We start from the raw sequence: 14,986 nt of genomic DNA, 5'->3' as shown, positions 1-14,986 counted from the left end.
ATGGAAACGAGAAAAAACGTCCGGGAACGCCGGTCCGAAAAAATACGCAAGCTGCAGGAAGGCGGAAGCCGCCGACCAGACAGAAACACGGAATATGCGCACATCGAATTTCCGCCCGGAGGAGAAATTCGCGAATGGGAATGGGATCGGGATAGCCTGGGCATAGAGGGCGAATGGAGATTCCGGTCCGACGACCCGCGCGGATTGCCCGGGCCTTATTCCCGCCAAGAGGGATCGCCGGGGCCGGACTTATACGTTCCCGCTGATCCGGAGGAGGAATGGAACCGCAAATGGCAGCGGGAACTGTCACGCATGGGCCGGAAGGACGACGGAGGATCGTTTTTTCGTCCGGGCCCCCGCACCGGACGGCTTGCGGTCCGGCTGCTGATTAGCGGGATGCTGTTTGCTGCCGTATGGGGCATGTTTCTTCTCGACCGTCCTTGGGCCAACAAGGGCAAGCAATGGGTAACCGCCGCTTTAACCGAGTCGTTCGATATGGTCGCGCTTGCCTCATGGTACGAGAGCAAGTTCGGCAGCGCACCCTCGTTTCTTCCGGCAATGAACCCTGCGAAGCACACGGAGGCTCAGAAGGTCGCTATTGTATCGAAGCACTACTTTCCGCCCGTCGCCGGAAAGCTCATTGCTCCGTTTACGCCGGTACAGGGCGGGGTTCTTGTAGAAGCGGCGGCGGGTTCGCCCGTGGCGACTATCGATACGGGGCTGGTCACGTTTGCCGGTCCGAAAGACGATATCGGATTTGCCGTGGTGCTTCGGCATGCAGACGGTATGGAGTCGATATACGGGCATTTGGAGCCGGGAAAGGTGCAGACAGGCGATTGGTTTAAAGGAGGAGAGTCGATTGGTACGGTAGCGGAACCCGCAGGGGGGCAGGGAGCGGGGACGCTCTTTTTTGCCGTTTCGAAGAACGGTAAGCCTGTCAATCCGATGGACGTGATTTCATTTGATTAGACCGAGGAGAGGCAGGCCGTGGAATGAATGGTTTGGCATCCGCTACCGGTTTCATCCGCTGTTTTCGATCCTGCTGCTGCTATCCGTATGGACGGGATATTTTATTGAAACGGCAACGCTGTTCGGAATCGTTCTCATTCACGAGCTTGGGCACGTCGCGGCTGCCCGCAGCTTCGGCTGGCGGATCAGGGAAGTGCATCTGCTGCCCTTCGGGGGCGTCGCTTCGATGGAGGAGCCCGGCGGCGTTCCTGCCGTTCAAGAGCTTGTCGTCGCTCTGGCCGGACCGCTGCAGAACGTCTGGATGATGGCGGTTGGCTCCTTTTTGACTGCGGTCGGTCTGTTTTCCGAGCCATGGGGCCCCTATTTCGTACAGGCGAATCTGCTGATCGCCTTGTTCAATCTCCTTCCGGTGCTGCCGCTGGACGGAGGCAAGGTTATGCAGGTTCTGGTCGGGCTGTGGCTTCCTTATCAACGAACGATACAGGTGACAGCCGGGGTCAGCCTGCTCCTAAGCGCGCTGTTGATCGGCGCCGCCTGTGTGCACTTGCTCTCGGAAAAAGGCGGCATTCAGCTCAATTGGCTGATGATCGGACTGTTTTTGCTCTATTCCAATTGGTACGAATGGCGCAGCGCGCCTTACCGCTTCATGCGTTTTCTGGTGCATCGGGAAGCGCAGTTCAAGAATATAAGAGATGGAACAGGAGAGCTTGCCGGACCGATCGTGGTGCCCGGAAACCGCAAAGTGACCGAGGTGGTCCGGTTGTTTATGCGCGACCGGTATCATTTGGTTTATGTGCTGGACGACAAAGGGCGCATCCGCTATGTCGTTCCCGAGCGCGCGGTGCTCGCTCATTACTTTGACGAAACAAAAAGAGGAAAGTCGCTTGCCGAGCTTTTCGCCTAAAGAATGTGGTACAATAGGGCCGAGGTGTTGCTGCACATGAAACGTATATTGGTGAAACGCGACGAAGAGCATACCGAGGTGGCCGTCCAGGAGAACGGCAAGCTCGTGGAATATTACAAGGGTGAGCGAAATCAGGGGCAATTGGCCGGAAACATATACATCGGGCGCGTGGTTCGGGTGCTGCAGGGAATGCAGTCGGCTTTTGTCGATATCGGGCTGGAGCGAAACGGGTTTTTATATATTGACGATCTGCTGCCGGCTCATATGGATAAGCAGCCGAAGGAAAAGCCGCCCATTCATGATTTGGTCAAAGTGGGACAGCAAATTATGGTCCAGGTCGTCAAGGAGCCTGTCGGCACCAAGGGAGCTCGCGTGACGACGCATTTCTCGCTTCCGGGCCGTTTCGGCGTCTATATGCCGTTCGCCGATTACATCGGCGTATCCCGCAAAATCGACAGCGCCGCCGACCGCGACCGGTTGAAACGGATGGCGGAGCGCCATCTGCGGCCCGGGGAAGGCTTCATCGTGCGTACGGCAGCCCTCGGAGAGCCCGAAGAGGCGCTGGCGGCCAATCTTGAGGAGCTTCGCATCCGTTGGCAGCAGCTGGAGAAAATGTCCCGATCGGACGGAGACGTACCGCGTAAAATTTACAGCGATCTGGAAATGCTTCCGCGTTTGCTTCGCGATTTGTTCCGCGACGATGTGCAAGAGCTGGTCGTAGGCTCTGAACAGATGCTGAAGGAGGTGCGCGGGCTTATTGCCTCCCCTCGTTCCGAAGCACTTGCCGATCGGGTCAAGCTTCGCCCTCATACCGATCCGATTGCGGAATACGGGGTGGAGAAGCAGCTCGAGCAAGGACTCAGACGCAAGGTTTGGCTGGACAACGGCGGGTATTTGATCGTAGACCGGACGGAGGCGCTGACCGTCTTTGACGTCAATACGGGCAAGTACACGGGCTCGATTGATCTGGAGCAGACGGTGTTCGACACGAACCTCGAAGCGGCCAGAGAGATTGCGAGATTGCTGCGGCTGCGCGATATCGGCGGACTGATCATTATCGACTTCATCGATATGGAAACGGAAAGCTCACGCCAGCAGGTGCTCGAGGAGGTGATTCAGGAAACGAAGAAGGACCGGACGAAAACGGTCGTTGTCGGCTGGACAAAGCTCGGGCTGGTGGAGTTGACGCGCAAAAAAGTGCGGGACAGCAAAGAGGCGGCGGCTCTGAAGTCGTGTCCGACTTGCGGAGGTAGCGGTTTTGTTGACTATAGTCAATAAAGTGTTGCATATTGCCTACGTTTTATGATAATATATCTTGGTATGTTGCTATAGCATGCTGTAACCGCGCGAAGCGGGTTGTATCAAGCGTTTGTCCGGCTCGGACAAACCACCTGGCTTTAGGCGAGTCTGAGACATGAGGAGGTGCAACAATGTACGCAATTATTGAAACTGGTGGTAAACAGTACAAAGTCCAAGAGGGCGATGTTCTTTACATCGAAAAACTCGAAGCAGGCGAAGGCGAAGCGGTAACGTTTGACCGCGTATTGGCCGTATCCGGCGCTAACGGTTTGGTGGTAGGCGCTCCGGTCGTTTCCGGCGCTTCCGTATCGGGTAAAGTTGAAAAGCATGGCAAAGGCGAGAAAATCATCGTTTACAAATACAAAGCGAAGAAAAACTATCGCCGCAAGCAAGGCCATCGTCAGCCTTACACTAAAGTTGTGATCGAAAAGATCCAAGCGTAAGAAGCCATGATTCGGGTCGCGATAACACGGGGGCCGGGCAGGCGAATTGAACGTTTTACCGTGGACGGACATGCGCAATACGACGAATCGGGCAAGGACATTGTCTGTGCCGGCGTCTCTGCCGTAACCGTAGGAACGGTAAACGCCGTCGAAACGCTGACGGGAATTCAGCTTGGAACGCGCATGAAGCACGGGCTGCTTCAAGTCAAGATTCCGGCGGAGCTCAAGGCAGACATCGACGAAAAAGTACAGCTGCTGCTGGAAAGCATGGTTGTCATGCTGAGATCTATTGAACAATCGTATGGTGCATATATAGCGATGCAAGATACATCATCATTCGAGTAAGGAGGTAGACAGACATGTTGCAATTGAATCTTCAGTTGTTCGCATCCAAAAAGGGTGTAGGTTCCACGAAGAACGGCCGTGACAGTATTGCGAAGCGCCTTGGCGTTAAGCGTGCCGACGGTCAAAAAGTGACGGCAGGAAGCATCCTCGTTCGTCAACGCGGAACGAAAATTCACCCGGGCAACAACGTGGGAATCGGCTCGGACGACACGCTTTTTGCTAAGGTTGAAGGCGTTGTGAAGTTCGAACGTTTAGGCCGCGATCGTAAGAAAGTGAGCGTCTACCCTGTGTCGGCTGCTCCTGTAGCCGCAGCAGTGGAAGTTTAATTCCCATCATCAACGTCCAAACCCCTGGCGAACGATGCTCGCCGGGGTTTTTTCTTAGTTAAATCCGGAATATTTTGGTAAGTTCATGGAGGGATACCGTGAATTTTGCCGCACAGCGTGCTATACTGGGAGGATAAAGGACGAACCGGAACGGAGAGGGTAAGCGTGACGTCGAACGCACAAGGTCGTACCAACGATGTACAATTTTACGATGCGGCAAAGCCGGCGACGGCGTTAGGGGCCTTGCTCGATGGGCCGGATTCGGACGTTCGTTTGCTTCGGTTATTCAATCATTACCGGCATGACTGGATGAACGATATCCAAATTTTGATGGGCTACGTGCAGTTGAAAAAGTATGATAAATTGCTTCCGTTAATGGAGAAAATAAAAGAGAAGGTCAGGCAGGAGAGCCATGTGTCCAAGCTTGGGGTTCCTTCCTTAGTCGTGCATTTGCTTGCGTTTCAGGCAGAGGTTAAAGAACTGCGTCTGGAAATGGCGCTGGAAGAAGAAATTCATCTTCAGGATCTTGCTCAGCCACAGGAAGCAGTCGATGCCATAATGGCGATGCTCGCTTGTTTCAGGGAAGAAGCCGGCGATTCCAAAGACGAAGAGAATGTTCTGGAATTGCGATTGGCCAGAATGAAAGACCGATTGAAGCTAACGGCCCGTTACGAAGGGAAATATGCGGCACAGCGGCTGCAGCGTAAAGAAAGATCGCTTAAAGAAATACACGAAAGCTTGGAAACGTATTACGGCGAACATACGGCTGTGTGGACGTTATGGTGGTCCTACCGGCATTGATACATAAAGAGGGTGAACCTGATGTTTGTAGACAAGGCGAAGATTTATGTTAAAGGCGGTGACGGAGGCGACGGTCTGGTTGCTTTCCGGCGGGAGAAGTACGTTCCCGAAGGAGGACCGGCCGGAGGCGACGGCGGGGATGGCGGCGATGTCATTTTCCGCGTGGACGAAGGATTGCGCACGCTGGTTGATTTTCGCTACCAGAAGCATTTTAAAGCGCAGCGCGGCGAAAAGGGCCGCAATAAAAGCCAGCACGGTGCGAATGCGGATGATATGATCGTGCGGGTCCCGCCAGGAACGGTCGTCATCGACGACGATACGCAGGAGATCATTGCCGACCTGACGCGTCACGGCCAGCAAGTCGTTGTGGCTAAGGGCGGACGGGGAGGCCGCGGCAACACCCGGTTTGCGACACCGAACAACCCGGCTCCGGAAATTGCCGAGAACGGGGAAGAAGGCGTCGAACGTTGGGTGGTGCTTGAACTGAAGGTCATGGCGGACGTCGGTCTGGTCGGCTTTCCGAGCGTAGGAAAATCGACGCTGTTGTCCGTCGTATCCGGCGCCAAGCCGAAGATCGGGGCGTATCACTTTACGACGTTGACTCCGAATCTCGGTGTGGTCGATGTAGGCGACGGCCGCAGCTTCGTCATGGCGGATTTGCCGGGTTTGATCGAAGGAGCTCATGAGGGAGTAGGACTGGGTCACGAGTTTTTGCGGCACGTCGAGCGGACGCGGATCATTGTCCACGTGGTGGACATGGCGGCAACCGAGGGTCGCGATCCGTTTGAAGACTGGGTCAAAATTAACGACGAGCTGAAGCTTTATAACGCGAAGCTGGAAGAACGGCCGCAGATCGTTGCTGCCAATAAGATGGATATGCCCGATGCGGAGGAGCAGCTTGTCGAATTTAAGGGCAAGCTTGCCGAAATCGGCAAAGAATTGGACATTTATCCGATTTCCGCCCTTTCCCGGACCGGTGTGCAAGAGCTATTGTACAAAGTCGCCGATAAGCTGGAGACCATTCCGGAAATGCCGATGGTGGAAGAACTGGTCGAATTGTCGGAGCGTAAGGTGTACCGCCTGGAGACCGAGGAAGACGAGGACTTCACGATTCGCCGGGAAAACGATGTCTTTGTTGTCGATAGCCCAAGCATTGAGAAGCTGATCAAGCGGACCAACTTCAGCACCCATGAATCGGTCATGCGGTTTGCGCGCATTTTGCGGAAGAAGGGCGTCGATCAAGCGCTGCGCGAACGCGGGGCGAAGGACGGCCAGACGATTCGCATTGGGGATTTTGAATTTGAGTTCGTTGAACAGGAATAGAACAACGGAAAGCATCAATCGAACGTGTGATAAACATGTGAGGTTGGTGTTTTTTTGTTGATTAATTTTGGAGGGGGGATACGAATGGATCGATAAAAAAATAGTGTTGAACTTTTTTCTTTTGAATTGTATAGTAAATTAGTGTAATGAAATATTACATTGAATTGTGCTTTTATGACGTTTTATTTTGCGGAAACGCTTGGTTCTCAATCGTTATCTTAATATATGTCAACAAAAGTAACATTTAATATGCCGGTTGGGGAGTCGGATCATTAGACGGCCCTCAGTATCTGTATGCTTTCGTTCTCGTCCTTAGGCCGTCTTATACCCCTTAGCCTTTCGCATGCCGAAGGTTGATATTTTCAGGAGGTGGTTCCGTCTTGAAGGAGTGGATCAAAGCGGTAGGGAGCCGGAAGCCCGGGACCCGGAACTTGAGCTATGACGAAGCGGTAGCTGCAGCTCACGCCATTGCGCGCGGCGACTCGACGGATGCGCAAACGGCCGCATTTCTGATGGCGATGCGGATGAGAGGAGAAACGGAAGAGGAGATGACGGGGTTCATCGATGTTTTCCGCAAATATTCCTTGCCCTATCGTTCGTTCTCTCATTCGCTTAACTCCGCTGGTCCGCATAACGGACGATCGTGCTTTCCGTTGACGATTCCGGTCAGTCTGCTGCTGGCCTCCGTCGGCTTTCCTCAGGTGCTGCACGGCGGCGAATCGTTTTCCCCGCGAACAGGGCAATCGATGAAATCGCTTCTGGAGGGACTCGGGCTTCAAATTGTGCTTGGGGCGAGAGAATGGGAAGCGGTATTTTTGCAGCTCGGTATCGGCTTTATTTGGACGGAGCTCATGTGTCTGCCATTCGGCCGCGTGCGCCCGGTTCGGGAGGAAGTCGGCTTGAGGACCTTGCTGGATACGGTCGAGCAGGCCATGAATCCGGTTCACTCGCAATTTATCATCCTAGGGGTTCGTCATAAGACGGCGATGGAGCGGCTGCTGAAGCTGCTGCCGAAATCCGGAGTGGAAACGGCTTACCTTATACAGGGAATAGAAGGTACGGAAGATTTGCCGCTTCATAAAAGTAGCTCGATTCGTAAGGTGACCCCATGGGGCGATGAGGCAACCACGATCGATCCCGGGACATTTGGCTTTCATGGAGCTCCTTTGGAGAAATGCGGCAAAGAACGCCAGCTTGAGCTTCTGGAGCGCATCATACAAGGAGAAGAAGCACCGGAACTGCACAACGAGCGGGAGCATGTCGTTTTTAACGCCGGGCTGCGATTGTATTGGTTTGACAAGGTCGGATCGTATGAAGAAGGCTTCCAGCTGGCCCGCTCCTTATTGCAGCGCAAAGAAGCGTATAAACTGCTGGTCAAATGGCGTGAGCTCAGCGGTATCGGCCAGAGCGGAAAGCTGTCACGGAAGAAAATGAGCGGCTGATGGACGCGGGCTGCAAAAGCGATATGGTTGAAGGGAAGGGCGCTCATCTAGGGCGCCCTGAGCTTGTTGAGAAAGTGAGTAATTGAGGTAATAGGGTTTACGAGGTGGTGGGGTATCCACTTCCGACCGCTCTTGTCAGCGGGAAATTTTAATTGAAGCCGCTTAACAGCGGGTATTTCCCGCAGACAAAGGCGGCCGCTATTGCTTCTCCCCACCTACGTATGTTTCTCTATTTCAGTCAGAACCACTTTCTCAACAATCTGAGGGCGCTCATCTAGGGCGCCCTCTTTGTTTTTGACATACGGGGAGAAGATCAGATTTGCTGCGGGTCGATGAGCTGCGTCCAATGCACGGTAGAATTACCATCTTCGTCATAGCCCGCCGTTCCGACCCAAACGTGGGGATTCGGCCCTTCGGTAAAATAATGCTCCAGCAGCTTGCGGAAAATAAACGGGATCTCGCGGTGTAGCACTTGATGGCGCGGAATCCAATGCAGCTCCCCCTCGTCGGTCGAGCCGACGTCCCTTTTCAAGGTTTCGGCCGTGTAGATAAACTGCTGGCGCACTTCCTGTTGGTTAAGGCGTATTAAGATGTACTGCAGCCGCAGATTCGCGATATGCTCCGCCAGCAGTCCGGTTTCCTCATAAATTTCCCGAAGTACCGCCGCCGCCGGGTCGCCGATTTCGTGCGGCTCCATATGTCCGCCCACAGATGCCCATAAGCCGGGGGATAGCGTCCGGTTGGGGGAGCGTTTCATCATCAGCATATCGTTTCCGTGAAATAAGATCGCCGTAGCCATCAAACGCGCTCGTATCAAGCTTCGTCCTCTCCTTTGTGCTTAACGCGGATTTGCTGAATACCACTTTATCACAAACTATCGAAAAAAGCCTATTGCGGGAAGTCTTCGCTTTGCGATATAATGTCCACTAGGTAAAAACAATCGTCTTTTTAGAGAGGACTGTTACAGTGCCGGAAAAACAAGCCGTTCAGGATAACCGAATCGGGACGGAGCGCTACTTTTTGGTGCGTGAAGATATACTGCCCGAGGCGCTGATTAAGACGGTGCAGGCCAAAGAGCTGCTGGCCCGCGGAGAAGTGAAGACCATTCACGAAGCGGTGGAGCAGGTGGAGCTGAGCCGAAGCGCTTTTTACAAGTATAAGGACGGGATTTTCCCGCTCAGCAAGCTCGAACGGGAGCGGATCGTAACGATCTCGATGGATTTGGAGCATCGGCCGGCGATTTTGTCCCGGGTGCTTGCGATGATTGCCGGCCTTGAGGGCAACGTGCTGACGATTCACCAGACGATCCCGCTGCAAGGCGTAGCCAATGTTGTCATCTCGGTGGAAACGTCCATGATGGGCGAGACCGTCGCCTCGCTGCTCGACAAGCTGCGCAGCCAGGAAGGGGTAAGCCGGGCCGCTTTGGTGGGGCAAGGCTAGAACTAATTTTTGGGACCATCTACTTTATGCACTACTACAATCAGGAGGAACCCTATGAAACCGGTCAAAGTTGGATTACTCGGTCTCGGTACGGTCGGTACCGGGGTCGTTCGCATCGTGGAAGGACATCAGCACGATCTGATGAGCCAATCGGGCTCGCCGATCGAAATCGCTAAAATTTTGGTGCAGGACAAAAATAAAGCCCGCAGTATCAACGTATCGCCGGATATGCTGACGGAAAATCCCTGGGATGTCATCGAGAATCCGGAGATCGACGTCATCGTCGAAGTGATGGGCGGTATCGAGCTGACGAAGCAGCTGATGCTTGGCGCGCTGGAGCGCGGCAAGCACATAGTTACGGCAAACAAAGACCTGATGGCGCTGCACGGTCCGGAAATTTTGGCGAAGGCTGCCGAGAAAGGCTGCGACGTCTTCTACGAAGCGAGCGTAGCCGGCGGTATTCCGATCATCCGCACGTTGATCGAAGGCTTTTCTTCCGACCGGATCACGAAGATTATGGGTATCGTCAACGGAACGACCAATTATATTTTGACGAAAATGAGCAAGGAAGGCGCGGCTTACGCCGATGTGCTGAAGGAAGCGCAGGAGCTCGGCTACGCCGAAGCTGATCCGACCTCCGACGTCGAGGGCTTTGATGCCGCGCGGAAAATGACGATTCTCGGCACGCTCGGCTTTCACGCTAACGTCGCGCTGGCGGATGTGGAAGTGAAGGGCATCTCCGGCGTAACCAAAGAGGATATTACGTACGGCAAACGTTTGGGTTACGAAGTGAAACTGCTCGGCATCGCCGAGCGTCAGGACGAGCATATTAGCATCAGCGTTCAACCGACGATGGTGAAAACGTCGCATCCGCTGGCGTCCGTCAACGGAGTGTTCAACGCCGTCTACGTGTATGGCGAAGCGGTAGGCGAGACGATGTTTTACGGTCCCGGCGCGGGCGAGATGCCGACGGCAACGTCGGTTGTGGCCGACCTTGTCGCTGTCGTCCGCAACCTGAATCTTGGCGTCAACGGCCGCCGCGGGTTCATCCCGTACAAAGAGAAGAAGCTGAAAACCGACGAGCAGATCGCTTCCAAAAATTTCATCCTGCTGCACGTTGCCGACAAAGCGGGCGTGCTGTCCCAAATCACGCAAGTGTTCGCCGAGCACGGGGTTAGCCTGGAATCGGTTCTACAGCACCCGAATGCAACAAACCCGCTTGCCGAAATCATCATTATCACGCACGACGCCAACAAGGCGGCGATGAACAAGGTGCTGAAACAATTCGAAGCTATGGACGTCGTTCATGCGATCAAAAGCGTATACCGAGTGGAGGGCTAATCGAAATGAGATACATGGGATTGCTGCAGACCTATAAACAATATTTGCCGGTGAACGACAACACGCCGCTGCTCACCCTGCAGGAAGGCAATACGCCGCTCGTCCGCGCGGAAAATTTGTCGAACGAGCTCGACCTCGACATTTATTTCAAATATGAGGGCTTGAACCCGACCGGCTCGTTCAAAGACCGCGGGATGGTGATGGCCGTTGCCAAGGCGATGGAAGAGGGCAGCCGCACGATTATGTGCGCCTCCACAGGCAATACGTCGGCGGCGGCAGCCGCTTATGCGGCGCGCGGCGGGCTGAACTGCATCGTGCTTATTCCGAACAACAACATCGCGCTCGGCAAGCTGGCTCAAGCGATTATTTACGGCGCCAAGGTCATCGCCATTGAAGGAAACTTCGACCGTGCGCTTGAGATCGTACGCGAAATTACGGCCAAGCACCCGATCACGCTGGTAAACTCCGTCAATCCGTTCCGGATCGAGGGCCAAAAGACGGCAGCGTTCGAGGTATGCGATCAGCTTGGCAAAGCGCCGGACTATCTCGCGATTCCAGTTGGCAATGCGGGCAACATTACCGCTTATTGGAAAGGATTCAAGGAGTACTACGAGAACGGCAAATCGAAGTCGCTGCCAAAAATGATCGGCTTCGAAGCCGAGGGCGCGGCGGCTATCGTGCGCGGCGAACCGATCCCGAACCCGGAAACGATCGCGACGGCGATCCGCATCGGCAACCCGGCCACTTGGAAAGGTGCGGAGGCGGCAGCTAAAGATTCCGGCGGTCAAATCAATTTTGTGACGGACGAGCAGATCTTGCATGCTTACAAGACGATTGCCGCGCGCGAAGGGATCTTTGCCGAACCGGCCTCGGCGGCGTCGATCGCAGGCGTCATGAAGCTGAAGAGCGAAGGTTACTTCGAGAAGGGCCAATCCGTCGTCTGCGTGCTGACGGGACACGGTCTTAAAGATCCGAACATCGCCATCAAGAGCGTCAGCGCAGAACCGATGGTCGTGCAAGACTCCGAAGAAGCGGTCATGGAAGCGATCCGCAAGCTCGAAGGTTAGGGGCGTCGCGGTAACTATGGAAAACGGCAGCAGGAGAGTGCGCGTCAAGGTGCCGGCCAGCACGGCCAACCTCGGCCCCGGCTTCGATACGCTGGGAATGGCACTGAATTTGTATGCTTGGATTGAAATGGGGCTTGCCGAGACAACGCAGATTGAGCTTTTTGGCGACCAGATGAACGGTGTGCCTGCGGATAAAAGCAATCTCATTTACAAAGTAGCCCAAATGGTGTTCGAACGGGCCGGTGTCCGTCATCCGGAGCTGTACATTGCGATGTACAGCGACATTCCGTTGACGCGCGGCCTCGGCAGCAGCGCTTCGGCCATTGTCGGCGCGCTGGCTGCGGCTAACGCGCTGATCGATCGTCCGTTTACCGACGACGATTTGTTTCAAATGGCGACGGAGCTGGAACAGCATCCCGACAATGTCGGAGCCTCGCTGTTTGGCGGCATCGTCGTCGCTTTCTGGGATGGCAAGCGGGCGGAGCATATCCGCATCGAGCCGCACGAACAGCTGGAAGTGCTGGTGGCGATCCCGCACTTCCAGCTGTCGACGGACAAAGCTCGCGGGGTGCTGCCGCGTGAGCAGAGCCTCGAGAACGCCGTCTTCAACGTCGGCCATTCGTCGGTGCTGGTAGCCGCCCTGTGCACCGGGCGGCTCGACATGATCGCGCGCGCGATGAAGGACGCGCTGCATCAGCCTTACCGGGCTCCGCTCGTGCCCGGGCTGGCCAAGATCCTCGCCGAAGCGACGGACCACGGCGCGCTCGGCGTCGCACTTAGCGGCGCGGGTCCGACGATGCTGGCGCTCGTCGACCGACGCAGCACCCGGAAGGCGGAGCTTGAGGCGTTCATGCGGGGAACGTTGAAGGAAGAAGGGATCGAGGCTTCGACGATGTGGCTGAGTCCCGACAGAGCGGGGGTTCAGGCGCACCGATTGACCTCTGCGGACGACGGACGTACACTATTTGAAATGATAAAGGGAGAGAACCGGGCATGAAGCGAATATCGCTCCTCGGACCTGGAACGTACACCGAAGAATCCGCACATCATTATCTTGGTCGGGACGCTTTTGACTATGTAAATTACAAATTGATTGCGGATGTGTTCGAATCGACGGTAAACGGTGTGACCGATTACAGCGTGATTCCGATCGAAAATACGTTCGAAGGCTCTGTCAGCCTGCATGTAGACTGGCTCGTGCACAATGTGGACCTGCCGATTCAGGCGGAGTGGGTATATCCCATTTCGATCAATCTGCTGCGTTTGCCCGGCGGACCGGGTGGTTCGGACGAGCTGGAGGCGGCTTGCGGAGCGATCCGCAAAATTTATTCTCACGGGGTAACGCTGGCGCAATGCCAGCAGTTTCTGCGTACGCACTTGCCCGATGTGGAGCTGGAGCCTGTCGGCAGCAACGGCGAAGCGGCACGCATGGTCAGAGAGCTTGGCGATCCTGCCGCAGCTGCGCTTGCGCCGCTCGGCGCCGGGGCATTGTACGGGCTGGAGACGCTGGCGGCGGGCGTGCAGGACCATCAGAACAATTTCACGCGCTTCGTGCTGATCGGTCACGAGAAGCCGCAGCTCAAAGAGACGGCCGACCGGAAAACGACCATCCTGGTCACGCTGCCGGAAGATTTTCCGGGGGCGCTGCATCAGGTGCTCTCGGCGTTTGCATGGAGGCGCATCAACTTGTCCAAAATTGAGTCGCGCCCGACAAAGAAAAAGCTGGGAAGCTATTATTTTTATATCGATATTGAGGCTTCGATGGATTCCGTGCTGCTTCCTGCGGCTCTGCAAGAAATTGAGGCCATCGGTTGCCAAGTTCGGCTCATGGGCTGCTACCCTACGTTTTCTTACGGAAACGAAACGGCAAAAGTCTAGTCCGTATGGTACAGGTCGTTTATTTAAACGGCGAATACGGCAGCAAAAAGAATGCGAAATTTCGGCGAGAGCGTCGATTTTTGCGATTAACTGGTAATTTTGAGGAAATCTGCCTGCGGCAGGTTTCTTTTTTTTGAAGTTTTGACTAGATACAGGGGAATCGCGCTCTATCGTGGATAGCAGGAGATACTGTGGTTTCGTACCATTTTTTTCGATTCGGATGGTCAAATGCCTACTTTGCTGCATAAACTGTAATGTCATTTTGTTCCGGAGCGCCAGCGGGCTTCACGTAGCCGGTTCCGGGCCGGAAATCAAGCGGTTTTCTTAAGTCAGAACGACTTCCGCACAACTGAAGGAGGTTTACGCAGTGAAGATTCATATCGTCAAGAAAGGCGAGTCGCTCTACGGGCTGTCCCAAAAGTACGGCGTCGAGCTCGACAAGCTGATCGCGGCCAACCCGCAAATCACCGATCCGAACGTCATCGATGTCGGGCAGAAGGTGAAAATTCCTCATGCGCCGAAGCCGGTAGCCCCCCCGCCAACAGATTATTTGTATAAGCACGTTGTGGTTCAGGGGGACTCGCTTTGGAAGCTGGGCAAAGCGTGGGGAGTTCCGCTTGCGGACATGATTGCGGCCAACCCGCAGCTCAAAAATCCGAACGTATTGATGACCGGAGATGTCGTCTACATTCCGAAGCCGGGCTCGAATCCGAATCCTTACCCGCCGGCTGCTCCGCAAGCTCCGCTGCCTGTTGAAGCGTCTCCGATCTCGGAGCTTCCGCTCGCGCCGAACGTAGGCATGCCTAATGTAGGTTCGCAGCCTGAGATGGAAACGCCCCATATGGGGCCGCTCGCGAATCTGGGGATACCGCACGTTATGCCGCTGTCGAATATGGCGCAGCCGAACGTGACGCCATTTTCGATTCAGCCGAATGTTCCACAGCCGAACGTGGAGCCATATTCGGTGCATCCGCCGAATATGCCGGAGCCGAACGTGATGCCGTTTTCGATACAGCCAAATATGCCAGAGCCGAACGTAATGCCTTTCTCGGCCCAGCCGAATATGCCGCAGCCGAACGTAGCGCCGTTTTCGGCCCAGCCGAACATGCCAGAGCCGAACGTAATGCCGTATGCGGTGCAGCCAAATATGCCGCAGCCGAACGTAGCGCCGTTTGCGGCCCAGCCGAATATGCCGCAGCCGAACATAGCGCCGTTTTCGGCCCAGCCAAACATGCCGCAGCCGAACGTAGCGCCGTTTGCGGCCCAGCCGAATATGCCAGAGCCGAACGTAGCGCCGTTTGCGGCCCAGCCAAACATGCCACAGCCGAACGTAGCGCCGTTTGCGGCTCAGCCAAATATGCCACAGCCGAACGTAGCGCCGTTTGCGGCCCAGCCAAATATGCCGCAG

16 protein-coding genes and 1 other annotated feature are annotated in these 14,986 nt (G+C 55.2%); of the genes, 15 read left to right on the top strand and 1 reads right to left on the bottom strand.

Features of this window, described 5'->3' with window-relative positions:
• The 9 genes from KQX66_RS25050 (at position 1) to KQX66_RS25010 (ending at position 7,852) form a co-directional block, all read left to right on the top strand.
• Positions 1-969: a peptidoglycan DD-metalloendopeptidase family protein gene (locus KQX66_RS25050; RefSeq protein ID WP_216795530.1), complete on the top strand. Its 969-nt coding sequence runs from the start codon at positions 1-3 to the stop codon at positions 967-969.
• On the top strand, positions 962-1,873 hold the full coding sequence (locus KQX66_RS25045) for a site-2 protease family protein (RefSeq protein ID WP_216795529.1): 912 nt from the start codon (positions 962-964) through the stop codon (positions 1,871-1,873). The genes KQX66_RS25050 and KQX66_RS25045 overlap by 8 nt, the downstream gene beginning before the upstream one ends.
• Positions 1,874-1,909: 36 nt before the next feature.
• Entirely contained in the window at positions 1,910-3,151 is a 1,242-nt protein-coding gene (locus KQX66_RS25040) for an Rne/Rng family ribonuclease (RefSeq protein WP_216795528.1), read from the top strand.
• Positions 3,152-3,203: 52 nt separating this feature from the next.
• Positions 3,204-3,292, top strand: a sequence feature (ribosomal protein L21 leader region).
• A gap of 11 nt (positions 3,293-3,303) precedes the next feature.
• Positions 3,304-3,615 (top strand): 50S ribosomal protein L21, encoded by a 312-nt coding sequence (gene rplU / locus KQX66_RS25035; protein WP_010498637.1) that lies wholly within the window; start codon positions 3,304-3,306, stop codon positions 3,613-3,615.
• A 6-nt stretch (positions 3,616-3,621) separates the two neighbouring features.
• Positions 3,622-3,960 (top strand): ribosomal-processing cysteine protease Prp, encoded by a 339-nt coding sequence (locus KQX66_RS25030; protein WP_216795527.1) that lies wholly within the window; start codon positions 3,622-3,624, stop codon positions 3,958-3,960.
• A 14-nt stretch (positions 3,961-3,974) separates the two neighbouring features.
• Entirely contained in the window at positions 3,975-4,286 is a 312-nt protein-coding gene (gene rpmA / locus KQX66_RS25025; protein ID WP_010498641.1) for a 50S ribosomal protein L27, read from the top strand.
• Between the two features lie 165 nt (positions 4,287-4,451).
• A complete protein-coding gene (locus KQX66_RS25020; protein ID WP_308647273.1) occupies positions 4,452-5,087 on the top strand; it encodes a Spo0B domain-containing protein in 636 nt (211 codons plus the stop codon).
• Positions 5,088-5,108: 21 nt separating this feature from the next.
• Positions 5,109-6,410 carry a GTPase ObgE gene (gene obgE, locus KQX66_RS25015; protein WP_216795525.1) on the top strand — a complete coding sequence of 434 codons (1,302 nt, stop codon included), beginning with the start codon at positions 5,109-5,111 and terminating at the stop codon, positions 6,408-6,410.
• A 380-nt stretch (positions 6,411-6,790) separates the two neighbouring features.
• Positions 6,791-7,852, top strand: coding sequence for an anthranilate phosphoribosyltransferase (locus tag KQX66_RS25010; protein ID WP_216795524.1), 1,062 nt, complete (start codon positions 6,791-6,793; stop codon positions 7,850-7,852).
• A 313-nt stretch (positions 7,853-8,165) separates the two neighbouring features.
• Here KQX66_RS25010 and KQX66_RS25005 read toward each other — a convergent pair whose 3' ends face one another.
• Entirely contained in the window at positions 8,166-8,669 is a 504-nt protein-coding gene (locus KQX66_RS25005) for an NUDIX domain-containing protein (RefSeq protein WP_216795523.1), read from the bottom strand.
• A 149-nt stretch (positions 8,670-8,818) separates the two neighbouring features.
• Between KQX66_RS25005 and KQX66_RS25000 the strand changes: the two genes are divergently transcribed.
• The 6 genes from KQX66_RS25000 to KQX66_RS24975 form a co-directional block, all read left to right on the top strand.
• The gene (locus KQX66_RS25000; protein WP_216795522.1) at positions 8,819-9,292 is read left to right on the top strand and encodes a transcriptional regulator ThrR; all 474 of its coding nucleotides are present in this window, start codon (positions 8,819-8,821) and stop codon (positions 9,290-9,292) included.
• A 54-nt stretch (positions 9,293-9,346) separates the two neighbouring features.
• A complete protein-coding gene (locus tag KQX66_RS24995) occupies positions 9,347-10,633 on the top strand; it encodes a homoserine dehydrogenase (protein ID WP_216795521.1) in 1,287 nt (428 codons plus the stop codon).
• Positions 10,634-10,638: 5 nt separating this feature from the next.
• Positions 10,639-11,700: a threonine synthase gene (gene thrC, locus KQX66_RS24990; RefSeq protein ID WP_063185193.1), complete on the top strand. Its 1,062-nt coding sequence runs from the start codon at positions 10,639-10,641 to the stop codon at positions 11,698-11,700.
• 16 nt (positions 11,701-11,716) lie between these two features.
• On the top strand, positions 11,717-12,697 hold the full coding sequence (thrB, locus tag KQX66_RS24985) for a homoserine kinase (protein ID WP_216795520.1): 981 nt from the start codon (positions 11,717-11,719) through the stop codon (positions 12,695-12,697).
• Complete coding sequence (pheA, locus tag KQX66_RS24980) at positions 12,694-13,578, top strand: prephenate dehydratase (protein ID WP_216795519.1); 885 nt, start codon at positions 12,694-12,696, stop codon at positions 13,576-13,578. Before thrB ends, pheA begins: the two co-directional genes overlap by 4 nt.
• 367 nt (positions 13,579-13,945) lie before the next feature.
• A partial coding sequence (locus KQX66_RS24975; protein WP_216795518.1) for a LysM peptidoglycan-binding domain-containing protein occupies positions 13,946-14,986 on the top strand: 1,041 nt, incomplete at its 3' end.

It is taken from the genome of Paenibacillus oleatilyticus, from assembly GCF_018998565.1.
Taxonomy (GTDB): domain Bacteria; phylum Bacillota; class Bacilli; order Paenibacillales; family NBRC-103111; genus Paenibacillus_G; species Paenibacillus_G oleatilyticus.
Note: the sequence above shows the minus strand (reverse complement) of the source record. Positions and strands in the feature narration are given on the sequence as shown.

What these genes read in the sequence shown, in the direction of transcription:
- KQX66_RS25050 (WP_216795530.1), top strand. Translation starts at nt 1, where the DNA reads ATGGAAACGAGAAAAAACGTCCGGGAACGCCGGTCCGAAAAAATACGC.
- KQX66_RS25040 (WP_216795528.1), top strand. Translation starts at nt 1,910, where the DNA reads ATGAAACGTATATTGGTGAAACGCGACGAAGAGCATACCGAGGTGGCC.
- rplU (WP_010498637.1), top strand. Translation starts at nt 3,304, where the DNA reads ATGTACGCAATTATTGAAACTGGTGGTAAACAGTACAAAGTCCAAGAG.
- KQX66_RS25030 (WP_216795527.1), top strand. Translation starts at nt 3,622, where the DNA reads ATGATTCGGGTCGCGATAACACGGGGGCCGGGCAGGCGAATTGAACGT.
- rpmA (WP_010498641.1), top strand. Translation starts at nt 3,975, where the DNA reads ATGTTGCAATTGAATCTTCAGTTGTTCGCATCCAAAAAGGGTGTAGGT.
- obgE (WP_216795525.1), top strand. Translation starts at nt 5,109, where the DNA reads ATGTTTGTAGACAAGGCGAAGATTTATGTTAAAGGCGGTGACGGAGGC.
- KQX66_RS24995 (WP_216795521.1), top strand. Translation starts at nt 9,347, where the DNA reads ATGAAACCGGTCAAAGTTGGATTACTCGGTCTCGGTACGGTCGGTACC.
- thrC (WP_063185193.1), top strand. Translation starts at nt 10,639, where the DNA reads ATGAGATACATGGGATTGCTGCAGACCTATAAACAATATTTGCCGGTG.
- thrB (WP_216795520.1), top strand. Translation starts at nt 11,717, where the DNA reads ATGGAAAACGGCAGCAGGAGAGTGCGCGTCAAGGTGCCGGCCAGCACG.
- pheA (WP_216795519.1), top strand. Translation starts at nt 12,694, where the DNA reads ATGAAGCGAATATCGCTCCTCGGACCTGGAACGTACACCGAAGAATCC.